This window comes from Citrobacter sp. Cpo015 (assembly GCF_030333035.1).
Classification (GTDB): domain Bacteria; phylum Pseudomonadota; class Gammaproteobacteria; order Enterobacterales; family Enterobacteriaceae; genus Citrobacter; species Citrobacter portucalensis.
Map to the genome: position 1 here is coordinate 40,792 of NZ_JAOWGS010000024.1, position 23,457 is coordinate 64,248.

Genomic DNA, 23,457 nt, shown 5'->3' on the forward strand with positions numbered 1-23,457 from the left:
TAACAGTGTGACCCTAATTGTCCCATAACGGAACTCCATGACCAACTACAGCCTGCGCGCACGCATGATGATTCTGATCCTGGCCCCGACCGTCCTGATAGGTTTGTTGCTCAGTATCTTTTTTGTTGTGCATCGCTATAACGACTTGCAGCGTCAACTGGAAGATGCTGGTGCCAGCATCATTGAACCACTCGCGGTCTCCAGCGAATATGGCATGAACCTGCAAAACAGGGAATCCATCGGCCAGCTTATCAGCGTGCTGCATCGTCGCCATTCCGATATCGTGCGGGCAATTTCTGTTTATGACGAAAATAACCGACTGTTCGTCACCTCTAATTTTCATCTCGATCCGTCTGAAATGCAGTTGGCGACAGGTTCACCGTTTCCCCGGAAGCTGAGCGTCACCCGGCACGGGGATATCATGATCCTGCGAACCCCTATTATATCGGAAAGCTATTCACCGGATGAATCCGCCGTAAGCGACGCCAAAAACACCAAAAATATGCTGGGGTATGTGGCGCTTGAGCTGGACCTTAAGTCCGTACGATTGCAGCAGTACAAAGAGATCTTTATCTCCAGCGTAATGATGCTGTTTTGTATTGGTATTGCGTTAATTTTCGGCTGGCGTCTGATGCGCGACGTGACCGGCCCGATTCGCAATATGGTGAATACCGTTGACCGAATACGTAGAGGACAGCTCGACAGCCGCGTGGAAGGTTTCATGCTGGGCGAGCTGGATATGCTTAAAAATGGCATCAACTCGATGGCCATGTCTCTCGCGGCCTACCATGAAGAGATGCAGCACAACATCGATCAGGCCACCTCTGACCTGCGCGAAACGCTGGAGCAGATGGAAATCCAGAACGTCGAGCTGGATCTGGCGAAGAAACGCGCCCAGGAAGCGGCACGTATTAAGTCTGAGTTTCTGGCAAACATGTCCCACGAGCTGCGAACACCGCTGAATGGCGTGATTGGCTTCACCCGTCTGACGCTAAAAACCGAGCTCAACACCACACAGCGCGATCACCTGAATACCATTGAACGCTCGGCTAACAATCTGCTGGCCATCATCAATGATGTACTCGACTTCTCCAAACTTGAGGCGGGCAAGCTGATTCTGGAAAGCATTCCGTTCCCGCTGCGCAGCACGCTGGATGACGTCGTTACGCTGTTAGCGCATTCATCCCATGATAAAGGGCTTGAGCTGACGCTGAATATTAAGAATGACGTACCGGACAACGTCATCGGTGACCCGTTGCGTTTACAGCAGGTGATCACCAATCTGGTCGGCAACGCCATCAAATTTACCGAGGGCGGCAACATCGACATTCTGGTCGAGAAGCGAGCCCTTAGTAACACGAAAGTGCAAATTGAAGTACAAATCCGCGATACCGGGATCGGTATTCCTGAGCGCGATCAATCCCGCCTGTTCCAGGCTTTCCGTCAGGCGGATGCCAGTATTTCCCGGCGTCATGGCGGAACCGGGCTAGGTCTGGTCATTACGCAAAAACTGGTCAACGAAATGGGTGGAGATATCTCCTTCCACAGCCAGCCTAACCGGGGTTCCACGTTCTGGTTCCATATCAGCCTCGATCTCAACCCTAACGTTATCGTTGACCGCTCAACCACGCTCTGTCTTGCCGGTAAACGACTGGCCTACGTCGAACCTAACGCCACCGCCGCACAATGCACGTTAGATATCTTGAGTGAAACACCGCTGGAGGTGATTTACAGCCCTTCGTTCTCCGGGTTGCCAGCGGAGCACTACGACATTCTGTTGCTGGGCATTCCGGTCACTTTGCGCGAACCACTCACCATGCAGCATGAGCGGCTGGCGAGCGCAGCAGCGATGACCGACTTCCTGTTGCTAGCCTTGCCTTGTCATGCACAAATTAACGCAGAGAAATTGAAACAGGGCGGCGCGGCGGCGTGTCTGTTGAAACCTCTCACCTCAACCCGCTTACTGCCTGCGCTGACAGAGTATTGTCAGCTAAACCACAGCGCGGATCCGCTGCTGTTAGATGAAAGCAAAATTGCGATGACCGTCATGGCGGTAGACGACAACCCGGCGAACCTCAAGCTGATTGGCGCATTGCTGGAAGATAAGGTCCAGCACGTCGTGCTTTGCGACAGCGGGCATCAGGCGGTGGATCGCGCCAGACAAATGCCGTTTGACCTGATCCTGATGGATATTCAGATGCCAGACATGGACGGCATTCGTGCCTGCGAACTGATCCACCAGCTTCCTCATCAACAGCAGACACCAGTCATTGCGGTCACCGCACACGCCATGGCCGGGCAGAAAGAGAAGCTGCTCAGCGCCGGGATGAACGATTACCTGGCGAAGCCTATCGAGGAAGATAAGCTGCATAATCTGCTGTTACGTTACAAACCGGGCGCAAGCACATCGCTGCGGGCACTCACCGCAGAACCTCTTGAGCCAGTCGTCAATCCGAACACGACGCTCGACTGGCAACTGGCATTAAGGCAAGCCGCGGGTAAGAACGATTTGGCACGGGATATGCTGCAAATGCTGATCGATTTTCTGCCTGAGGTGCGTAACAAAATCGAAGAGCAACTGGTCGGAGAGAACCCCGAAGGGCTGGTGGATATGATTCACAAGCTGCACGGCAGTTGCGGCTATAGTGGTGTCCCCCGCATGAAAAACCTGTGTCAGCTCATTGAACAACAGCTACGCAGTGGAACCAAAGAAGAAGAGCTGGAACCTGAATTTTTAGAGCTTCTGGATGAAATGGACAACGTTGCGCGCGAAGCGAAACGGATATTGGGGTGATATTCGCCGGATGCGGCGTAAACGCCTTATCCGACCTACAACTCAGCGTAATTGCTGCCCTGCTTTGAGCGTTGCGGCTACGTTTCGCGCCGTCATTCGTACGTTGTCGCTCGCGTTCTTTAGCGCCTCATCCAGGGTACAGATGGTATAGATGACGCTGAAAACCGCATCCAGCCCATGCTCGTGGACCACACCGACATCCGCCGTCAGGCTACCTGCGATACCGATAACCGGCTTGTTGTAACGCTTTGCGACCTTCGCTACGCCAACAGGAACCTTACCGTGAATGGTCTGACTATCAATGCGCCCTTCACCTGTGACCACTAAATCCGCATCCGCAACGCAGGCATCAAGGTGTAACGCATCGGTCACTATCTCAATACCGCAGCGTAACTGTGCGCCGCAAAACGCATACAGCGCCGCCCCCATACCACCCGCCGCACCACCACCGGCCAGATCCAGCACGTTGACGTCCAGATCGCGGGCAATGAGTTGCGCATAGTGCGTGAGCGCCCGATCCAGGCGAATAATCATCTCCGGCGTCGCCCCTTTTTGCGGACCAAAAACCGCAGATGCGCCCTCTTTTCCAGTCAACGGGTTGGTCACATCGCAAGCCACTTCAATACGGCACCCGGCAAGACGGCTGTCTAACTGAGAAATATCAATCCGGGACAGAGATTCCAGACCGATCCCGCCTTGCGCAATTTCGTTATTTTGCGCATCCAGCAATTTTGCTCCCAGCGCTTGCACCATCCCGGAACCGCCATCATTGGTGGCGCTACCGCCAATCCCAATGATGATATGCTCAACGCCAGCGTCCAGCGCATGACGGATTAACTCCCCGGTTCCCCAGGACGTCGTTTTCAGCGGATCGCGTAGCCTCGCAGGAACCTGTTCCAGTCCGCTGGCGGCCGCCATTTCGATAAACGCCGAGCGCTCATCACCAGATAAACCATAAAATGCCTGAATTGTGTTGCCCAAAGGGCCGGTAACATCAACATGCACAAGGTGACCTTGCGTTGCGGCAACCATCGCTTCGACCGTTCCTTCACCGCCATCTGCAACCGGGATCTTCATGTAATCCGCATCGGGCCAGATCTCACGAAACCCCAGCTCTATAGCCGTTGCCACCTCAAGCGCACTCAAACTTTCCTTATAGGAATCGGGTGCGATTACTATTTTCATAAAGCATCCTTACGCATGTTGATTATGTTAAGCATACACCAGGAGCAAAACCGCTCACTCTATAGGAGCGGTCCTGGATCACTTAGCGAACCATGCACGGACGCTTATTATCAAACGTCCAGTTCGGGATAAGATACTGCATACCCATCGCATCATCACGCGCACCCAGTCCATGTTGCTGGTACAGCTCATGCGCTTTCATGACCTGATCCATATCCAGCTCCACACCCAGACCCGGTTTTGCCGGAACCTGCACCATGCCGCCTTTGATTTCAAACGGCTCTTTGGTCAAGCGCTGGTTGCCTTCCTGCCAGATCCAGTGGGTGTCGATAGCGGTTATTTTACCCGGAGCCGCCGCCGCGACATGCGTAAACATCGCCAGCGAAATATCAAAGTGATTGTTAGAGTGCGATCCCCAGGTCAGCCCGAACTCATGGCACATCTGCGCCACACGGACAGAACCCTGCATGGTCCAGAAGTGCGGGTCCGCCAGTGGGATATCCACAGACTGCAACGACAGCGTATGCCCCATCTGACGCCAGTCGGTGGCGATCATGTTGGTGGCGGTCGGCAGACCGGTGGCGCGGCGGAACTCCGCCATCACTTCACGACCAGAGAAGCCCTGCTCGGCACCGCACGGATCTTCCGCATAGGCCAGAGAACCCTTCAGATATTTGCCGATCTTAATCGCTTCATTTAGCGACCACGCGCCGTTCGGATCCAGCGTGACGCGGGCCTGCGGAAAGCGTTTCGCTAGCGCGACAATAGATTCCGCTTCTTCTTCCCCTGCCAGTACGCCGCCTTTCAGTTTAAAGTCGTTGAAACCATACTTCTCATACGCGGCTTCCGCCAGGCGCACTACCGCATCCGGGATCATCGCTTCTTCATGACGCAGACGATACCAGTCGCATTTATCATCCGGCTGACTCTGGTACGGCAGCGGCGTTGCCTTACGGTTACCCACGAAGAACAGGTAACCCAACATTTCAACTTCACTACGCTGCTGGCCATCCCCCAGCAAAGAGGCGACGTTTACGCCCAAATGCTGACCTAACAGATCCAACATGGCCGCTTCGATCCCAGTAACCACATGAATAGTGGTACGTAAATCGAAGGTCTGCAAACCGCGACCGCCCGCATCACGATCGGCAAAAGTATTGCGTACTGCATTCAGCACATTTTTATATTCGCCTAACGTTTTGCCTACCACCAACGGGATCGCATCTTCCAGCGTTTTGCGGATTTTTTCGCCGCCGGGAATTTCACCCACGCCGGTATGACCGGAGTTATCTTTAATAATCACAATATTGCGCGTGAAGAACGGAGCATGTGCGCCGCTCAGGTTCATCAACATGCTGTCATGACCCGCAACCGGAATAACCTGCATAGAGGTAACCAATGGGGTAGAAAATTGTGCGCTCATAATTAAGTCCTTATTCAAAATTAGTGGCGGCCGAAAACGGGACGTTTACGGTCAAAAGTCCATCCGGGGATCAGATACTGCATTGGGCCTGCGTCATTACGCGCGCCGCCGGGCAGCGCCTTATAGGCTTCATGCGCTTTCTGTACCTGATCCCAGTCCAGTTCCACGCCCAGACCGGGCGCATCGGGTACCGCAATTTTTCCGTTTTTAATCTCCACCGGATTTTTGGTCAGGCGGCAATCGCCCTCCTGCCAGATCCAGTGGGTATCAATAGCCGTTGGATTACCCGGCGCAGCCGCACCAACGTGGGTGAACATCGCCAGGGAAATATCAAAATGATTGTTAGAATGGCAGCCCCAGGTCAGGCCCCAGTCATCGCATAACTGTGCCACGCGTACCGCGCCAGAAAGGGTCCAGAAGTGCGGATCGGCCAGCGGAATATCTACTGAATTCAGCATCACCGCATGGCCCATTTCACGCCAGTTGGTAGCTATCATGTTCGTTGCTACCGGCAGACCGGTTGCACGGCGGAACTCGGCCATCACTTCACGGCCAGAAAAACCCTGTTCAGCGCCGCATGGATCTTCGGCGTAGGTCAGAACATCGTTCAGCCCTTTACACAGGGAGATGGCTTCATCCAGCAGCCAGGCACCGTTGGGATCAACCGTAATACGCGCATCCGGGAAGCATTTTTTCAGCGCACGAGCGGTGTCGATTTCCTGCTCGCCAGGCAGTACACCGCCCTTGAGTTTGAAATCTTTAAAGCCGTAGCGATCCTGCGAAGCCTGAGCCAGACGTACCACAGCCTCACTGTTCATCGCTTGCTGATGACGCAGGTGATACCACTCATGGTTTCCCGGCGTACTTTCCAGATACGGTAAATCGGTCTTTGTGCGATCGCCCACGTAGAACAGATAGCCGAGTACGGTGACCGCATCGCGCTGCTTGCCCGGCCCTAACAGTTCACAAACCGGCACGTTCAGCGCCTTACCCAGCAGGTCGAGCAATGCGGCTTCCAGCGCCGCTACCGCATTGACCCGTAGTTCAAAGGTCCAGGCGCCTTTGCCAAAGGTGTCAAAATCAGCGGCCTGGTTGCCTTTATACACCTGCTGCACCACCTTATTCAGGCGCGCCACTTCCTGGCCCAACACCTGCGGAATCGCATCCACCAGCGTCTGATAAATCACTTCGCCACCAGGCGCTTCACCGACACCGGTGTTTCCGGCATTATCGGTGAGCACCACGATATTACGAGTAAAGTATGCGTTATGCGCGCCGCCAATATTGAGCAGCATGCTGTCATGACCGGCCACCGGGATGACCTTCATATCGGTAATAACGGGACTCGATTGTGTTGTCATCATCATTGTCCTGCGACAGGTTTCAGTTCGATACGTTTAATATCGCCCACCAGCACCAGATAGCTCACCACCGCAATCAGCGCATGTACCCCGACGTAAATCAACGCGCCGTTAAACGAGCCGGTAGTCCCGACGATGTAGCCGATAGCAATTGGCGTGACGATGCCGGAGATGTTGCCAAACATGTTGAACAAACCGCCGCTCAGACCGCTGATCTCTTTAGGTGCGGTATCAGCCATCACTGCCCATCCCAGCGCACCGATACCTTTGCCGAAGAAGGCCAGCGCCATAAAGCCGATGATCATCCACTCCACATTGACGTAGTTACAGAACACCATCACCATCGACAGCAGCATACCGAGTACGATTGGCGTTTTACGGGCGATATTCAGCGAACCGGTACGGCGCATCAGCCAGTCGGAAATAATGCCGCCGAGCACGCCGCCGGCGAATCCGCAAATGGCCGGAACCGAAGCAACAAAGCCAGCTTTCAAAATCGACATACCGCGAGCCTGCACCAGATAAACCGGGAACCAGGTGATAAAGAAGTAGGTCAGCGCGTTAATGCAGTATTGGCCGATGTAAATCCCGATCATCATCCGTGAACCCAGCAGCTGTTTGATTTGCCCCCACTTCACGCTAAACGGCACTTTGGTTTTGGCTGCCGCCTGATCCATGTTGATCAGCGCCCCACCTTCGGCAATGTAATCCAGCTCTTTTTGGTTTACGCCCGGGTGCTGGTTCGGTTCATGAATCACCTTCAGCCAGACGAAGCTGATAACAATCCCAAGACCGCCCATAAAGAAGAACACGTGCGACCAACCCACTTCGTGGGTCAGCCAACCCATGATTGGCGCGAAGATAACGGTGGCAAAGTATTGCGCAGAGTTAAAGATAGCGACCGCCGTGCCCCTTTCCTGTGCCGGGAACCACGCCGCCACAATACGACTGTTGCCGGGGAAAGAGGGCGCTTCAGCTAAACCAACGAGGAAGCGCAAAGTAAACAGCGCAACGATAATGCCGAAACCACTGAAGATATCGACAAAACCCTGCAGCAGGGTAAACATGGACCAAATAAAGATGGACCAGAAATAAACGCGTTTTGAACCAAAGCGGTCGAGCAACCAGCCGCCGGGGATCTGGCCGATAACATAGGCCCATGAGAAAGCGGAGAATACATACCCCATCCCTACCGCATCCAGACCAATGTCTTTGGCCATCTCAGAACCGGCAATGGATAAGGTGGCGCGATCGCCGTAGTTGAAGGATGTGACGATAAACAGCATCACCACTATCCAGTAGCGAGCGTTAGTGCGTTTTTCCGCGCTGCTCGCCGCCTGACTTAATGAACTCATTGTTGCACTCCTGAATCCTGGCTTTCGCCAGTTCATTCTGTACAGCACCTGTAGGGTGATCAGAATGAGAGGTTAGTGTGTGGCAGTGTTGGTACAGCTCAGGGCCGTTTTATTCTGACTCGCTGCCATTCCGGGAACTGACGGGAAAAGTATATGAAGGAGTGCCACTGACCCTCACCGTGCATGAACACAACATTAGGGAGGCAGTGAGAAGTTGTTTGGGGCATAAGCCCAAAGTAGTGGAAGTTAGTTCACGTAATTGGGGTTTTATTGCCGGGTGGCGGCTTCGCCTGGCCCGGCTTGCGGTTCAAATGGGGGTTGCATGCCCGTACGAGCGAGGGAGTTATTTAAGCAAGGTTCCCCAGTTTTCTACCCAGGGATTGGATTCGCTTTCCGGTTCAGGATGCTCGCTGGCATCAATCAGCAGCATTTCTCCTACACGGTGGGCGCTTTGTTCCTGCAACAAGGCATCGAACTGTTTGCCGCCATTGCAGAAATTAACGTAGCTACTGTCGCCCAGCCCAATTACCCCGTAATGCAGATTTGGCTGGAAACCGAGATTATCTTTGATCCCTTGAAACAGCGGCACGATGCTATCCGGCAGATCGCCCTGCCCGGTCGTGGAAGTCACCACCAGTACATATTTATCCTGATATGCCTGCCAGTCGCTAAGCTCCGGATCTTCGAACACCGTAGCTTTATGACCCTGCGCCGTCAAAATAGCTTCGGCCTCTTCGGCAACCAGCAGCGCGTTTCCGTACATCGTGCCGACAAAAATTCCAATTTCCGCCATAACCGTAATCTCCTGGGACTTAAGAATCTATCTGCTCATCCTGACCTGACAGCCCGCTGAACTCAACCCTTTCATTCTCAGGGAGAAGTCCACGCCAGCCAAACTGTGATAACGCCTGCATCCAGACGTCATCCAGTCCGGCGCGAATAACCAGCGGTTCGCCGGTGAAAGGATGGGTCAGCGCAAGCTGGCTGGCATGCAGCATCAATCTCTGGCAACCGAAATGCTCTGCGGCGCTGCGGTTTTGCCGCAAATCACCGTGCTTGCTGTCACCGATAATCGGATGGCGCAAGTGCGCCAGATGGCGTCTGAGCTGGTGCTTGCGACCGGTTTTAGGGTCCAGCTCCACCAGCCCGTAACGGGTAGTCGGATAACGCCCGGTCGCTACCGGCATTTCTACCGTTGCCAGGCCACGATAATGGGTGACAGCAGGCTGCGGGCCTTTATCATCGCGGGCAAACTTATCGGCAATCTTATCCAGCTCTTCGACCAGCGGGTAATCCAGCACGGCATCATCCATCAGCCAGCCACGCACAATCGCATGATAGCGTTTCTGAATTTGATGATGTTCAAACTGCTGGGACAGCAAACGCCCGGCTTCGCTGGACAGTCCCATCAGCAGCACGCCGGAGGTTGGTCTGTCGAGTCGATGGGCGGTAAATACGTGCTGACCAATTTGGTCGCGCACCGTTTGCATCACCACCACTTTCTCATCCCGGTCGAGCCAACTGCGGTGAACCAACCAGCCCGAAGGTTTATTGACGGCGACCAGCCATTCGTCCTGATAAAGAATTTCCAGCATCAGGCGTTATCACTTGTAAACAGCGCATCCAGCTCCTGCAATGCCGCCAGAAGAATGTCGCGTTGCGGGTGATCGGCTGCCAGCGCCATTTCGTAATACGGTGCGACGGCAAAAGCCTGCGGAAGCGGCTGCGCGTTATCAATCAACGTATGCATGCGGGGAATCAACACCCACTGCAGCCACTCGACCGGTTCCATGGTATCCATACAAAAAGGCTGCGTACTGGTAAACAGATGCTCTGCTGGCTCATCCATCCGCCAGTGATGATGTTCACGCAGTAGCGCTTCAAGTGCGTGTAACTGCTGACGCACACGGTCATGAGTCGTCATGAAATTAACCTCAATGATGAAAAAATCTGGCGCGAAGAATAGCACTAGTGAAGGGAAATAAAAAAAGGGAGCACTGTAAAAACAGTGCTCCCGGTTCGTTTCGCAGCATTCCAGCTACTTTTAGTGCTCCCTGCTCATCCTTGACAACTTTTCCTGTGGTCTTGCGACCGTGTTCATCCTGAACTTTTGCATCCTGCTCACATCACCCCGATGTGAAAACTTCATCCTGAAGTATCCTGGCCATCCAGACCCGCCGAACATCCTGACCGGCTCTCATTCTCCATCCTGGAGGTGTCCTTTAACGCATCCAGCGTCTTCCTCTTTGCTTCGTCCTGAAGCCTGTCCTTGCAACACCGTCCTGGTGTGTCCTGGCGAAGAGCCATCATCCTGATGTTCTCTTCGTTGTGCGACTCCTTGTCGACAGGTATAGAATCGCCTGTTTCGCTTTGTCTTACAAGATGCTTACAGGCTTACCCTTACGATTATTTTCGTATGAAAGTTGACAATAAAACACTAACCAATTGAATAATAATAAATTATTATTTTATCAATTCATTAAGTCTTTACTTATCACCTGGCAATGTCCTACAGGGTTTGTAAGAGATCTCTCACAAGATTCAGGGCAAACTGGATTACAGAACTGGCTTAAGTTGAGTGAGGAATTCCGCAAGTGAGGCCGCCAGCACCGTTCGTTTACGGGTTCCCAGCGTTTCTTTGCACACTTCACCGGACAGATTGCACACCGAAATGACGTCAAGCTCATTATCTTGTGTGGCAATAAAAAGCGTAGGTGATAGCTTGAGGCGCTTTTGCGTTACCAGATGACCAATCAGGTTTTCCTGAACGCGCCTGAAGTCATCTTCACTCCAGGTTTGCAGCAGCGTGAGCTTTTCATCCGCAAACTGCGCGTGCATATCACCAGCAAACTGGGTGGTGTAAAAAGCGTGAACGGCAGGTTGTACCACAATATCAAAGGCCCGTTCAACCGCATTGAGGTTATTTTCGCCGACAAAAGGTTGAGGCTGCCAAAATACCGCATCGTCTGTGGAAGAAATGATACACGGAGAAGGTACGCCATACAGCTCTTCGCTGAGCGGCCAACTGTTGTTTTTTTCATGCCATGCGTCGCAATAACGCGTCGTAAAGGTTATCAACGCCTGCGCTGTCAATTCGTCCACTGATTTCTCTCTTCACAAAAGCCAGGATACACTTGTCGCATAGTGTATCTGGTTTATGACGGTGAAACATGTCCTCTTATGAAAATCATCAGGCGCTTAACGGCCTGACACTCGGTAAATCAACGGATTACCGAGACAATTACGATGCAAGTCTGTTGCAGGGCGTTCCGCGCAGCCTGAATCGCGACCCGCTGGATTTAAAGGCCGATAACTTGCCTTTTCACGGTGCGGATATCTGGACGCTATATGAACTGTCGTGGCTGAATGCCAACGGCTTACCGCAGGTCGCGGTCGGTCACGTGGAACTGGATTACACCAGCGTAAATCTGATTGAGTCGAAAAGCTTTAAGCTTTACCTGAACAGTTTTAACCAGACGCGTTTTGATTCCTGGGACGCGGTACGCCAGACGCTGGAAAACGATCTGCGCGCCTGCGCTCAGGGCGATGTCAGCGTGGCGCTGTACCGCCTTGACGAACTGGAAGGGCAGCCGATAGCCCACTTTAATGGGACCTGTATCGACAATCAGAATATCGTCATCGACAACTATCAGTTCAGCACTGCGTATCTGGAAAATGCCGTGAGCGGTGAAAAGGCAGTCGAAGAGACGCTGGTCAGCCACCTGCTGAAATCCAACTGTCTGATCACCCACCAGCCCGACTGGGGCTCCATACAAATTCAGTATCGTGGACGGAAAATCGACAGAGAGAAGCTGCTGCGTTATCTGGTCTCCTTCCGCCACCATAATGAATTTCATGAGCAGTGCGTGGAACGTATTTTCAATGACATTCTGCGCTTCTGCCAGCCAGAAAAACTGAGCGTCTACGCACGCTACACGCGACGTGGCGGTCTGGACATTAACCCATGGCGCACCAACACCGATTTCACTCCGGCAACCGGTCGTCTGGTACGTCAGTAATCTTTTTTCTCAATTTTGCGTGTCGGATTCCGCGCACAAGGTTGTGAAAGGTCATAAGCCAGGGCTATTGTAATCAATAGGGAATGACGTGTTGCGTCCCATAAGGAGTTTACTTGATTACACATATTAGCCCGCTTGGCTCAATGGACATGTTGTCGCAGCTGGAAGTCGATATGCTTAAACGCACGGCCAGCAGCGACCTGTATCAACTGTTTCGTAACTGTTCGCTTGCCGTTCTGAACTCCGGCAGTTTGACCGACAACAGTAAAGAACTGCTGTCCCGCTTTGAAAGTTTCGATATTAACGTACTGCGCCGCGAACGGGGCGTGAAGCTGGAACTGATCAACCCACCTGAAGATGCGTTTGTTGATGGACGCATTATTCGTGCGCTACAGGCTAACCTGTTTGCCGTGCTGCGCGACATTCTGTTCGTCAATGGACAGATCCATAACGCCGGTCGTTTTCAGCATCTGGATCTCGAAAGCTCGGTGCATATTACCAACCTCGTATTCTCGATCCTGCGTAATGCCCGGGCGCTGCACGTCGGTGAAGCGCCGAACATGGTCGTCTGCTGGGGCGGTCACTCAATCAACGAAAATGAGTACCTGTATGCCCGTCGCGTCGGCACCCAACTGGGTCTGCGCGAACTGAACATCTGTACCGGCTGCGGTCCGGGGGCGATGGAAGCGCCAATGAAAGGCGCTGCGGTCGGCCACGCCCAGCAGCGATACAAAGACAGCCGCTTTATTGGCATGACCGAACCGTCAATCATCGCCGCTGAACCGCCTAACCCGCTGGTAAACGAACTGATCATCATGCCGGACATTGAAAAACGTCTGGAAGCGTTCGTGCGTATCGCCCACGGTATTATCATCTTCCCGGGTGGCGTAGGGACAGCAGAAGAGCTGCTGTATCTGCTGGGGATCCTGATGAATCCGGCCAACAAAGATCAAGTGCTGCCGCTGATCCTGACCGGACCAAAAGAGAGTGCGGATTACTTCCGCGTGTTGGACGAATTTATCGTGCACACGCTGGGGGAAGATGCGCGTCGCCACTATCGCATTATCATTGACGATGCGGCAGAAGTGGCACGTCTGATGAAAAAAGCGATGCCGCTGGTGAAAGAAAACCGTCGCGACACAGGAGATGCTTACAGCTTTAACTGGTCGATTCGTATCGCGCCCGATCTGCAGATGCCGTTCGAGCCGTCCCATGAAAACATGGCCAACCTGAAGCTGTACCCGGATCAACCCGTTGAAGTATTGGCCGCCGATTTACGGCGTGCATTCTCGGGTATTGTGGCCGGTAACGTGAAGGAGGTCGGCATTCGCGCCATCGAAGAGTTTGGCCCGTACAAAATCCACGGTGACCGCGAAATGATGCGCCGCATGGACGATCTCCTGCAGGGCTTTGTTGCACAACATCGCATGAAGTTGCCAGGCTCCGCGTACATCCCTTGCTACGAGATCTGCGCCTGACCTTCAACACCCGCTAGCAGCGCTATAGCGGTGACAGTTTTGTCCATATCAAAGCCGGGTTTGGCGCACTTGCCTCCCGGCTTTTTTTAGTGATACCAGTCACATAGCTCCGACAATCATATAAATACCAGTGATGATTCATAAAAAAAAGCGCACTACGCAAACGATTACCTTGAAAAACCAACCGTGATTTATCTTAGAAAATTATTATTAGTCGCCGAAATCATCTAAAAACAACAGTTTTTACAGCTGAACACGCCTATCTTCGCGCCTTCGCTTTCATGAGATATGTCGTTAATGTTAGCCTTCGCGCCCGTAAATTCGCTTTGACTATTTTTTAACAGATTAATGGCCCAAATTTATCCACATAAAAGGTGGATTATTGCATTTGGGATCCCGATCACTGATACATTCATTACTAAAATGTATCTTTCCGCCCGAAAATTATTACGGCGAAAAATTATATAAAAATCGCTCAACGAATTTCGATTTACAGTCGGGTACTTTCTCATTGGATTGACCCCAAACCCGACTTTTTAAGCTTCCTCCAGGAGAAATAGATGGAAAACACTCAAACCAGCACTATCGTTACGGGCCAGACCCGCAGCGCATGGCGCAAAACAGACACCATGTGGATGCTGGGCCTTTACGGCACGGCGATTGGGGCGGGTGTATTGTTCCTGCCGATTAACGCAGGCGTAGGCGGTATGATCCCGCTGATCATCATGGCGATCCTTGCCTTCCCAATGACCTTCTTTGCACACCGCGGCCTGACTCGCTTTGTGCTGTCCGGTAAAAATCCGGGTGAAGACATCACCGAAGTAGTAGAAGAACACTTTGGTGTTGGTGCAGGTAAACTGATTACCCTGCTCTACTTCTTCGCTATCTACCCGATTCTGTTGGTTTACAGCGTAGCAATCACCAACACGGTTGAAAGCTTCCTGACCCACCAGCTGGCGATTACGCCGCCGCCGCGCGCAATCCTGTCACTGATCCTGATTGTCGGCATGATGACCATCGTGCGCTTCGGTGAGCAGATGATCGTTAAGGCGATGAGCATCCTGGTATTCCCGTTCGTTGCGGCTCTGATGCTGCTGGCGCTGTACCTGATCCCTCAGTGGAGCGGTGCGATTCTGGAAACCATGTCTTTTGACTCTGCGGCAACCACCGGCAACGGCCTGCTGTTGACCCTGTGGCTGGCAATTCCGGTAATGGTGTTCTCCTTCAACCACTCCCCGATCATCTCCTCCTTCGCCGTGGCGAAGCGTGAAGAGTACGGTGATGAAGCAGAGAAAAAATGCTCCAAGATTCTGGCATTCGCTCACATCATGATGGTTCTGACTGTTATGTTCTTCGTATTCAGCTGCGTATTCAGCCTGACTCCGGCAGACCTGGCAGCAGCGAAAGAGCAGAACATCTCGATTCTGTCTTACCTGGCGAACCACTTTAACGCGCCGATTATTGCCTGGATGGCACCGATCATCGCGATTATCGCTATCACCAAATCCTTCCTGGGCCACTACCTGGGCGCACGTGAAGGCTTCAATGGTATGGTGATTAAGTCTCTGCGTGGCAAAGGCAAATCCATCGAAATCAACAAACTGAACAAAATCACTGCGCTGTTCATGCTGGTAACCACCTGGATTGTGGCTACGCTGAACCCAAGCATCCTCGGCATGATTGAGACCCTGGGTGGCCCAATCATCGCGATGATTCTGTTCCTGATGCCGATGTATGCCATTCAGAAAGTACCGGCAATGCGTAAGTACAGCGGCCATATCAGCAACGTCTTCGTTGTGATTATGGGCCTGATCGCTATCTCCGCTATTTTCTACTCTCTGTTCAGTTAATTCCCCTGCGCCGCTCCTCGGGGCGGCGCACCTCGATACACAATGGACGCCTCATGATTAGCGTATTCGATATTTTCAAAATCGGCATTGGCCCTTCCAGCTCCCACACTGTTGGCCCGATGAAAGCAGGCAAACAATTCACGGATGACCTGATTGCACGCGGAATTCTCACTGACGTAACCCGTGTAGTGGTTGATGTCTATGGCTCTTTATCTCTGACGGGGAAAGGTCACCATACCGACATCGCAATTATTATGGGCCTGGCGGGTAATCTGCCGGATACCGTAGACATTGATGCCATTCCGTCCTTTATCCAGGATGTGAATACTCATGGGCGTTTGCTGCTGGCAGACGGTCAACATGAGGTCGAGTTCCCGGTCGACAAGTGCATGAATTTCCATGCGGACAATCTGTCCCTGCACGAAAACGGGATGCGCATTACCGCACTGGCGGGCGAAAAGGCCATTTACAGCCAGACTTACTATTCCATTGGCGGTGGGTTCATCGTTGATGAAGAACATTTTGGTTTACCGAACAACTCTCCGGTAAACGTGCCATATCCGTATAAATCCGCAGCTGATTTGCAACGTCATTGCCAGGAAACCGGCCTGTCGCTTTCCGGTCTGATGATGCAAAACGAACTGGCGCTGCACAGCAAAGAAGAGCTGGAACAGCACTTTGCTAACGTCTGGGAAGTGATGCGTAGCGGGATTGAACGCGGCATCACCACCGAAGGTGTATTGCCGGGCAAACTGCGCGTTCCGCGTCGTGCTGCTGCGCTACGTCGTATGTTGGTCAGCAGTGACAAAACCACCACTGACCCGATGGCGGTTGTTGACTGGATCAACATGTTCGCGCTGGCCGTGAACGAAGAAAACGCAGCCGGTGGACGCGTGGTGACTGCACCAACCAACGGTGCATGCGGGATTGTTCCTGCCGTACTGGCGTATTACGACAAGTTTATCCGTGAAGTGAACGCTAACTCGCTGGCACGCTACATGCTGGTCGCGAGCGCCATTGGTTCACTGTACAAGATGAACGCCTCTATCTCTGGTGCCGAAGTCGGCTGTCAGGGTGAAGTTGGCGTCGCCTGCTCCATGGCAGCGGCTGGTCTGGCTGAACTGCTGGGTGGTAGCCCAATGCAGGTGTGCATCGCGGCAGAAATCGGTATGGAACACAACCTGGGTCTGACCTGCGACCCGGTTGCCGGCCAGGTTCAGGTACCGTGCATTGAGCGTAATGCCATTGCTTCGGTTAAAGCGGTGAACGCTGCACGTATGGCGCTGCGCCGTACCAGTGAACCACGCGTGTGCCTCGATAAAGTTATCGAGACCATGTACGAAACCGGTAAAGACATGAACGCCAAATACCGCGAAACCTCTCGTGGTGGTCTGGCGATGAAGATTGTCACCTGCGATTAATTCTCAGCACATTTTCGTATCTGTAGGCCGGATAAGGCGCTCGCCGCATCCGGCTTTTATTGCCTGATGGCGCTTCGCTTATCAGGCTTACGGATAGCGCTCTTTCGCAATGCTCGTCTCCACTCGTCGTGAATGTTACCCTACAGACTAATTTGTTAGGGAGAACACCGTGGCCGTCCACCTGCTCATTGTTGATGCACTGAATCTCATCCGCCGTATTCACGCCGTACAGGGCTCCCCCTGCGTGGAGACATGCCAGCACGCGCTCGATCAGCTGATTGTGCACAGTCAGCCCACGCACGCCGTGGCGGTATTTGATGACGAAGCGCGTAACAGCGGCTGGCGTCACCAACGGTTACCTGACTACAAAGCCGGTCGCCCGCCGATGCCTGACGATTTACACCAGGAAATGCCCGCCTTACGCGCCGCTTTTGAACAGCGCGGCGTCTGCTGCTGGGTATCCAGCGGGAATGAAGCCGATGATTTAGCCGCCACTCTGGCGGTGAAAGTTAGCCAGGCGGGACACCAGGCGACTATCGTCTCAACCGATAAAGGCTACTGTCAGCTACTCTCCCCGACGCTGCGTATTCGTGATTATTTCCAGAAACGCTGGCTGGATGCGCCGTTTATCGAGAAAGAGTTTGGCGTACTGCCGCAACTGCTGCCTGATTACTGGGGACTGGCCGGGATCAGCAGTTCTAAAATACCGGGGGTTGCCGGTATTGGTCCTAAAAGCGCCACACAACTGCTGGCACAGTTTCCAACGCTGGAAGCGCTGTATGAACACCTGGATGATGTACCGGAGAAATGGCGCAAGAAACTCGAAGAACATCGGGAGATGGCATTTTTGTGCCGCGATATCGCGCGGCTGCAAACAGACTTACATATCGACGGAAACCTACAGCAGCTACGACTGGCGCGGTAGCCTTATTTCCTGATGGCACTGCGCTTATCCGGCCTACTTATTGTACAACCCTGTAGGCCGGATAAGCGCCAGGTGATTACCAGGCGGTATGGTACAGCTCAACGATATCCCCAAGGCTCGCTTCACGCGGATTTCCCCCGGTACAAACATCGTCAAATGCGGCTTGCGCCAGCGCAGGAATATCCTCTTTACGGACGCCAACATCGCGTAGATGCAGTGGGATACCTACATCGCGATTAAGGGCGAAGACGGCATCCACCGCCGCTTTGCGTGCCTCTGCCAGCGTCAGTCCTTCAACCTTAACCCCCATTACCCGGGCGATATCGCGGAATTTTTCCCCGGTGAATTCGGCGTTATAGTGCATCACGTGTGGCAGCAAAATGGCATTCGCGACGCCGTGCGGCGTGTTGTAGAACGCGCCTAACGGGTGTGCCATGCCATGCACTAATCCCAGACCTACGTTGGAGAAACCCATCCCGGCAACGTACTGGCCCAGGGCCATCGCTTCCCCCGCCTGGCTGTCGCCCGCAACGGAACCGCGTAATGACCCGGCAATAATTTCGATGGCTTTAATGTGCAGCGCATCGGTAAGCGCCCACGCAGCCCGCGTGATGTAGCCTTCAATGGCATGAGTCAGTGCATCTACGCCAGTAGCCGCTTTTAATGCAGCAGGCATGCCGTCCATCATGTCAGCATCAATGAACGCCACCTGCGGGATGTCATGTGGATCGACACAAACAAACTTACGCCGATTCTCTTCGTCAGTGATAACGTAGTTAATGGTCACTTCCGCCGCCGTTCCCGCAGTGGTTGGTATAGCCATAACTGGCACGCTCGGGAAGCGTGTCGGCGATAACCCTTCAAGGCTGCGTACATCCGCAAACTCCGGGTTATTGTTAATAATGCCAATCGCTTTACAGGTATCCTGCGGGGAGCCGCCGCCAATGGCGACCAGATAGTCTGCGCCGCTTTGCTGAAAGACACTCAATCCTTCCTGCACTACCGCAATGGTTGGATTAGGAACAACGCCTGAATAGATTTCCCATGCCAGACCTGCAGCATCCATTCGGGAAGTCACCTTCTCAACAACGCCGCACTGCACCAGATTTTTATCAGTCACAATCAATGCTTTGCGATAACCACGACGAATAACTTCATCGGTTAATGCGCCAACAGCTCCCCGGCCAAACCATGCCGTTTCGTTCAGAATCATTCTGTTCGCCATCGTTTTATCTCCTATTCCTCAATACGCAATCCATATGTTTTGAATTTTTCCAGCACAATAGCAATAGCCTCATCGTCCAGTACCGGAACCGGATCGGTAATCGCCAGCGTGCTGAGATAAAGCTGCGCCAGCACTTCCACTTCATGCGCTAACCACAGGGCTTTTTCCAGATTTTCCTCGCAGGCGATCAGCCCATGATGCTGCAACAGCGTTGCTTTTCGGTTTTTCAGCGCTACCGCAACGTGCTCGGAAAGCTCACGCGTACCAAACGTCGCATATGGCGCACAGGGAATTGAGTTACCGCCAGCCGCCGCAATCATGTAATGGATTGCCGGGATTGGCCGATTGAGAATAGAAACAGCAGTACAATGCACGGCATGATTATGGACCACCGCCTGAGCATCGGGACGCGTCTGATAAGCGGCCATATGGAACCGCCACTCGCTGGAAGGTAATTTCCCTTCTTCGTGCTGCCCCTCAGCGTTGATGTACACAATGTGGGATTCGGTGAGTTTGTCATACGGAATACCCGTCGGGGTAATTAACATCCCGTCCTGGTAACGCACACTTACATTACCCGCAGTCCCCTGATTCAACCCCAGACGGGTCATTTCCAGGCAGGTATTGATAATCTGCCGTGCCAGCGTATTTCGTTCCATTACTTACCTCTCTCAGTGAGTCAAAATGCGACAACAGAACATTGCTAATACCTCGACGCTCTGTTGATTTAAGCGGGTATTTGCTAACTATCATCATGCTGAATAAAGAGAAGGGAATTTTTAGCACTGGATTTTGTGATGTTCATCAACTAATAACGCTGAATAAAAACATGCAGGCATAATATTAAAATTGCAAAATGTCCGTTCTTAATAAAACCATTGTAAAACGGTCATTTGCGAATAAATTGTTACCATTGCCCGTTTTCCACTTAACTAATTAATTCGGGCATTATCCCTGTGGCTTTTTAATTTATTTTTCTCAAACGGTCATTGTTTTAAAGAAATTAAAGTGATGATAATCACATAAACCCACCCCCTGAGCATAAATGTGACCACCATCATATTAATGGCCGGTTTTTATTTGAAAATGAATTCATGAGTTCATTCATGAAGGCCAATTTTATCTGGCAGGTTACCGGAACTCACCTGGATTAGCAGGTTGGTGAAAATCACCAATCGTACTCTTAAGCTGTTGAACATGCTTATGAACTGATGAGGATGCTATGGGAAACACATCAATACAAACACAAAGTTTTCATGCGGTAGAGCGGGGGCAGACAAAAAATTATGTCATTCCCTTCGCGTTACTCTGTTCACTGTTTTTTCTTTGGGCGGTTGCCAATAATCTTAATGACATTTTATTACCACAATTTCAGCAAGCTTTTACATTAACAAACTTTCAGGCTGGTCTGATTCAATCTGCTTTTTATTTTGGTTATTTCGTCATTCCAATCCCAGCCGGGATCCTGATGAAAAAACTTAGTTATAAAGCAGGCATTATTACCGGATTATTTTTATATGCCATCGGTGCAGCATTATTCTGGCCAGCGGCTGAGGTAATGAATTACACCTTATTCCTGATCGGCCTATTTATTATTGCGGCGGGCTTAGGTTGTCTGGAAACGGCTGCCAACCCCTTTGTAACCGTACTGGGCCCGGAAAGCGGCGGTCACTTCCGATTAAATCTCGCGCAAACTTTTAACTCATTTGGTGCCATTATTGCGGTTGTTTTTGGGCAAAGTCTTATTTTGTCTAATGTGCCACATCAATCTCAAGACGTACTCGATAAGATGGCGCCAGAACAGCTAAGCGCCTACAAGCACAGCCTGGTGTTATCGGTTCAAACCCCTTATATGATCATCGTCGCGGTCGTTTTGCTGGTCGCCCTGCTGATCATGTTTACCAAGTTTCCGACCCTGCAAAGTGACGATCACAGTGACAACGCTCAGAGTTCATTCTCCGCGTCCCTTTCCCGCCTGGTGCGCATTCGCCACTGGCGTTGGGCGGTACTGGCGCAGTTCTGCTACGTCGGTGCACAAACTGCCTGCTGGAGCTACCTGATTCGCTACGCAATCGAAGAGATCCCAGGCATGACGCCAGGTTTCGCCGCCAACTACCTGACCGGCACCATGGTGTGCTTCTTTATCGGTCGTTTCTCCGGCACCTGGCTTATCAGTCGCTTTGCGCCGCATAAAGTGCTGGCCGCATATGCCCTGCTTGCCATGATTCTGTGCCTGATTTCCGCCTTCACCGGTGGCCAGATCGGCCTGCTGGCCCTGACGTTGTGCAGCGCATTTATGTCGATTCAGTACCCAACCATTTTTTCTCTGGGGATCAAAAATCTGGGACAAGACACCAAATACGGCTCGTCTTTTATCGTCATGACCATCATTGGCGGCGGCATTGTGACCCCGGTGATGGGCTTTGTCAGCGATGCCGCTGGCAATATCCCGACCGCTGAACTGGTCCCGGCGCTTTGCTTCGCCATCATCTTTATTTTTGCCCGCTTCCGTTCACAAACGGCAGCCAACTGAATATTTATCCGAATAACGTGAGGAATCTGTGATGAAAAAAATCAGCTTACCAAAAATTGGTATTCGCCCGGTTATTGACGGACGTCGTATGGGTGTACGTGAGTCGCTCGAAGAGCAAACCATGAATATGGCTAAAGCTACCGCAGCGCTTATCACTGAAAAACTTCGTCATGCCTGCGGCGCACAAATTGAATGTGTGATTGCCGATACCTGTATCGCCGGCATGGCGGAATCCGCAGCCTGTGAAGAAAAATTCAGCAGCCAGAATGTTGGCGTGACGATTACCGTTACCCCATGTTGGTGCTACGGCAGTGAAACCATCGACATGGATCCGATGCGCCCGAAAGCGATCTGGGGCTTCAACGGCACGGAACGTCCGGGGGCGGTTTACCTGGCCGCCGCACTGGCAGCTCACAGCCAAAAAGGCCTTCCTGCCTTCTCCATCTATGGTCATGACGTACAGGATGCAGACGACACATCTATCCCTGCCGATGTTGAAGAAAAACTGCTGCGCTTTGCCCGTGCCGGCTTAGCGGTCGCCAGTATGAAAGGGAAAAGCTACCTGTCTGTCGGTGGTGTATCAATGGGCATCGCCGGTTCTATCGTCGACCATAACTTCTTTGAATCCTGGCTGGGTATGAAGGTGCAGGCGGTTGATATGACCGAGCTGCGTCGTCGCATTGACCAGAAAATCTATGATGAAACCGAGCTGGAAATGGCGCTGGCGTGGGCGGACAAAAACTTCCGCTACGGCGAAGATCAGAACGCGCAGCAATATAAGCGTAACGCTGAACAAAGCCGCGCGGTGCTGAAAGAAAGCCTGCTGATGGCGATGTGTATTCGCGACATGATGCAGGGTAACAAAAAGCTGGCAGACAAAGGTCTGGTCGAAGAATCCCTGGGCTATAACGCGATCGCCGCGGGCTTCCAGGGGCAACGTCACTGGACCGATCAATACCCAAATGGCGATACCGCCGAAGCGTTGCTCAACAGCTCCTTTGACTGGAATGGCGTTCGTGAACCGTTCGTTGTCGCAACCGAAAACGACAGCCTGAACGGCGTGGCGATGCTGTTCGGCCATCAACTCACCGGCACGGCCCAGGTCTTTGCCGATGTGCGTACCTACTGGTCGCCAGAGGCGGTTGAACGCGTCACGGGTAAACCGCTGACCGGTCTTGCTGAGCACGGCATTATTCACTTGATTAACTCCGGTTCTGCGGCACTGGACGGTTCCTGCAAACAGCGCGACAGCGAAGGTAAACCGACCATGAAACCACACTGGGAAATCTCGCAGAAAGAGGCGGATGAATGCCTGGCGGCAACCGAATGGTGCCCGGCTATTCACGAATACTTCCGCGGGGGCGGTTACTCATCTCGCTTCCTGACTGAAGGCGGTGTGCCGTTCACCATGAGCCGTATCAACATCATCAAAGGGTTGGGGCCGGTGCTACAAATCGCGGAAGGCTGGAGCGTGGAGTTGCCGAAAGATATGCACGACCAGCTTGATGCGCGTACCAACTCCACATGGCCAACCACCTGGTTTGCTCCGCGCTTAACCGGCAAGGGCCCGTTCAGCGACGTCTATTCCGTCATGGCTAACTGGGGCGCTAACCACGGGGTGCTGACGATTGGTCACGTAGGTGCGGACTTTATCACTCTAGCTGCCATGCTGCGTATCCCGGTGTGCATGCACAACGTGGAAGACGAGAAAATTTATCGTCCTTCCTCCTGGGCCGCCCACGGTATGGATACGGAAGGTCAGGATTACCGCGCTTGTCAGAACTACGGTCCGCTGTATAAGCGTTAAACATCGAGCGATTGCCTGATGGCGGCGCGGCCTACGAAGCACACGGTTTTGTAGGCCGGATAAGGCGAAGCCGCCATCCGG

The 23,457-nt window shown here is 52.6% G+C and carries 18 protein-coding genes; 8 read left to right on the forward strand and 10 right to left on the reverse strand.

What is annotated here, in order from left to right:
- Positions 1–37 precede the first annotated feature (37 nt).
- Entirely contained in the window at positions 38–2,794 is a 2,757-nt protein-coding gene (gene barA / locus OGY67_RS07815; RefSeq protein ID WP_008785685.1) for a two-component sensor histidine kinase BarA, read from the forward strand.
- A 42-nt stretch (positions 2,795–2,836) separates the two neighbouring features.
- Here the strand turns inward: barA and OGY67_RS07820 are convergent, their stop codons facing one another.
- The 8 genes from OGY67_RS07820 to syd form a co-directional block, all read right to left on the reverse strand.
- Complete coding sequence (locus OGY67_RS07820; RefSeq protein ID WP_286573836.1) at positions 2,837–3,979, reverse strand: glycerate kinase; 1,143 nt, start codon at positions 3,977–3,979, stop codon at positions 2,837–2,839.
- An 82-nt stretch (positions 3,980–4,061) separates the two neighbouring features.
- A complete protein-coding gene (gudD, locus tag OGY67_RS07825; protein WP_286573837.1) occupies positions 4,062–5,402 on the reverse strand; it encodes a glucarate dehydratase in 1,341 nt (446 codons plus the stop codon).
- 20 nt (positions 5,403–5,422) lie between these two features.
- Positions 5,423–6,763, reverse strand: a complete 1,341-nt coding sequence (locus tag OGY67_RS07830; protein ID WP_286573838.1) for an enolase C-terminal domain-like protein — start codon at positions 6,761–6,763, stop codon at positions 5,423–5,425.
- A gap of 2 nt (positions 6,764–6,765) precedes the next feature.
- Complete coding sequence (gene gudP / locus OGY67_RS07835) at positions 6,766–8,118, reverse strand: galactarate/glucarate/glycerate transporter GudP (RefSeq protein ID WP_048225345.1); 1,353 nt, start codon at positions 8,116–8,118, stop codon at positions 6,766–6,768.
- Between the two features lie 343 nt (positions 8,119–8,461).
- Entirely contained in the window at positions 8,462–8,911 is a 450-nt protein-coding gene (locus tag OGY67_RS07840) for a flavodoxin (protein WP_003825676.1), read from the reverse strand.
- A gap of 19 nt (positions 8,912–8,930) precedes the next feature.
- Complete coding sequence (truC, locus tag OGY67_RS07845) at positions 8,931–9,713, reverse strand: tRNA pseudouridine(65) synthase TruC (protein WP_003825671.1); 783 nt, start codon at positions 9,711–9,713, stop codon at positions 8,931–8,933.
- Positions 9,713–10,042 carry a YqcC family protein gene (locus OGY67_RS07850; protein ID WP_003825670.1) on the reverse strand — a complete coding sequence of 110 codons (330 nt, stop codon included), beginning with the start codon at positions 10,040–10,042 and terminating at the stop codon, positions 9,713–9,715. Before OGY67_RS07850 ends, truC begins: the two co-directional genes overlap by 1 nt.
- 632 nt (positions 10,043–10,674) lie before the next feature.
- Positions 10,675–11,220 (reverse strand): SecY-interacting protein, encoded by a 546-nt coding sequence (gene syd, locus OGY67_RS07855; protein WP_286573839.1) that lies wholly within the window; start codon positions 11,218–11,220, stop codon positions 10,675–10,677.
- Between the two features lie 68 nt (positions 11,221–11,288).
- Between syd and queF the strand changes: the two genes are divergently transcribed.
- The 5 genes from queF to xni all read left to right on the forward strand — a co-directional run bounded on the left by queF (position 11,289) and on the right by xni (position 17,811).
- Positions 11,289–12,137: an NADPH-dependent 7-cyano-7-deazaguanine reductase QueF gene (queF, locus tag OGY67_RS07860; RefSeq protein WP_286573840.1), complete on the forward strand. Its 849-nt coding sequence runs from the start codon at positions 11,289–11,291 to the stop codon at positions 12,135–12,137.
- Positions 12,138–12,250: 113 nt separating this feature from the next.
- Positions 12,251–13,615 carry a nucleotide 5'-monophosphate nucleosidase PpnN gene (gene ppnN / locus OGY67_RS07865; RefSeq protein ID WP_003840366.1) on the forward strand — a complete coding sequence of 455 codons (1,365 nt, stop codon included), beginning with the start codon at positions 12,251–12,253 and terminating at the stop codon, positions 13,613–13,615.
- Between the two features lie 560 nt (positions 13,616–14,175).
- The gene (locus tag OGY67_RS07870; RefSeq protein WP_003034073.1) at positions 14,176–15,465 is read left to right on the forward strand and encodes an HAAAP family serine/threonine permease; all 1,290 of its coding nucleotides are present in this window, start codon (positions 14,176–14,178) and stop codon (positions 15,463–15,465) included.
- A gap of 53 nt (positions 15,466–15,518) precedes the next feature.
- Entirely contained in the window at positions 15,519–16,886 is a 1,368-nt protein-coding gene (locus OGY67_RS07875) for an L-serine ammonia-lyase (RefSeq protein WP_003034070.1), read from the forward strand.
- Between the two features lie 169 nt (positions 16,887–17,055).
- Positions 17,056–17,811: a flap endonuclease Xni gene (xni, locus tag OGY67_RS07880; protein ID WP_286573841.1), complete on the forward strand. Its 756-nt coding sequence runs from the start codon at positions 17,056–17,058 to the stop codon at positions 17,809–17,811.
- 76 nt (positions 17,812–17,887) lie between these two features.
- Here the strand turns inward: xni and fucO are convergent, their stop codons facing one another.
- Together fucO and fucA are read right to left on the reverse strand one after the other, a co-directional pair.
- Positions 17,888–19,036, reverse strand: coding sequence for a lactaldehyde reductase (gene fucO, locus OGY67_RS07885; protein ID WP_032944838.1), 1,149 nt, complete (start codon positions 19,034–19,036; stop codon positions 17,888–17,890).
- 11 nt (positions 19,037–19,047) lie between these two features.
- Entirely contained in the window at positions 19,048–19,695 is a 648-nt protein-coding gene (gene fucA / locus OGY67_RS07890; RefSeq protein ID WP_003825656.1) for an L-fuculose-phosphate aldolase, read from the reverse strand.
- 563 nt (positions 19,696–20,258) lie between these two features.
- Between fucA and fucP the strand changes: the two genes are divergently transcribed.
- Complete coding sequence (gene fucP, locus OGY67_RS07895) at positions 20,259–21,569, forward strand: L-fucose:H+ symporter permease (protein ID WP_008785696.1); 1,311 nt, start codon at positions 20,259–20,261, stop codon at positions 21,567–21,569.
- A gap of 31 nt (positions 21,570–21,600) precedes the next feature.
- A complete protein-coding gene (gene fucI, locus OGY67_RS07900) occupies positions 21,601–23,376 on the forward strand; it encodes an L-fucose isomerase (protein ID WP_003825648.1) in 1,776 nt (591 codons plus the stop codon).
- Positions 23,377–23,457 lie beyond the last annotated feature (81 nt).

What these genes read in the sequence shown, in the direction of transcription:
- OGY67_RS07875 (WP_003034070.1), top strand. Translation starts at nt 15,519, where the DNA reads ATGATTAGCGTATTCGATATTTTCAAAATCGGCATTGGCCCTTCCAGC.
- OGY67_RS07820 (WP_286573836.1), bottom strand. Translation starts at nt 3,979, where the DNA reads ATGAAAATAGTAATCGCACCCGATTCCTATAAGGAAAGTTTGAGTGCG.
- gudP (WP_048225345.1), bottom strand. Translation starts at nt 8,118, where the DNA reads ATGAGTTCATTAAGTCAGGCGGCGAGCAGCGCGGAAAAACGCACTAAC.
- gudD (WP_286573837.1), bottom strand. Translation starts at nt 5,402, where the DNA reads ATGAGCGCACAATTTTCTACCCCATTGGTTACCTCTATGCAGGTTATT.
- truC (WP_003825671.1), bottom strand. Translation starts at nt 9,713, where the DNA reads ATGCTGGAAATTCTTTATCAGGACGAATGGCTGGTCGCCGTCAATAAA.
- fucI (WP_003825648.1), top strand. Translation starts at nt 21,601, where the DNA reads ATGAAAAAAATCAGCTTACCAAAAATTGGTATTCGCCCGGTTATTGAC.
- OGY67_RS07850 (WP_003825670.1), bottom strand. Translation starts at nt 10,042, where the DNA reads ATGACGACTCATGACCGTGTGCGTCAGCAGTTACACGCACTTGAAGCG.
- OGY67_RS07870 (WP_003034073.1), top strand. Translation starts at nt 14,176, where the DNA reads ATGGAAAACACTCAAACCAGCACTATCGTTACGGGCCAGACCCGCAGC.
- barA (WP_008785685.1), top strand. Translation starts at nt 38, where the DNA reads ATGACCAACTACAGCCTGCGCGCACGCATGATGATTCTGATCCTGGCC.
- fucA (WP_003825656.1), bottom strand. Translation starts at nt 19,695, where the DNA reads ATGGAACGAAATACGCTGGCACGGCAGATTATCAATACCTGCCTGGAA.
- fucO (WP_032944838.1), bottom strand. Translation starts at nt 19,036, where the DNA reads ATGGCGAACAGAATGATTCTGAACGAAACGGCATGGTTTGGCCGGGGA.
- queF (WP_286573840.1), top strand. Translation starts at nt 11,289, where the DNA reads ATGTCCTCTTATGAAAATCATCAGGCGCTTAACGGCCTGACACTCGGT.
- OGY67_RS07830 (WP_286573838.1), bottom strand. Translation starts at nt 6,763, where the DNA reads ATGACAACACAATCGAGTCCCGTTATTACCGATATGAAGGTCATCCCG.
- OGY67_RS07840 (WP_003825676.1), bottom strand. Translation starts at nt 8,911, where the DNA reads ATGGCGGAAATTGGAATTTTTGTCGGCACGATGTACGGAAACGCGCTG.
- fucP (WP_008785696.1), top strand. Translation starts at nt 20,259, where the DNA reads ATGGGAAACACATCAATACAAACACAAAGTTTTCATGCGGTAGAGCGG.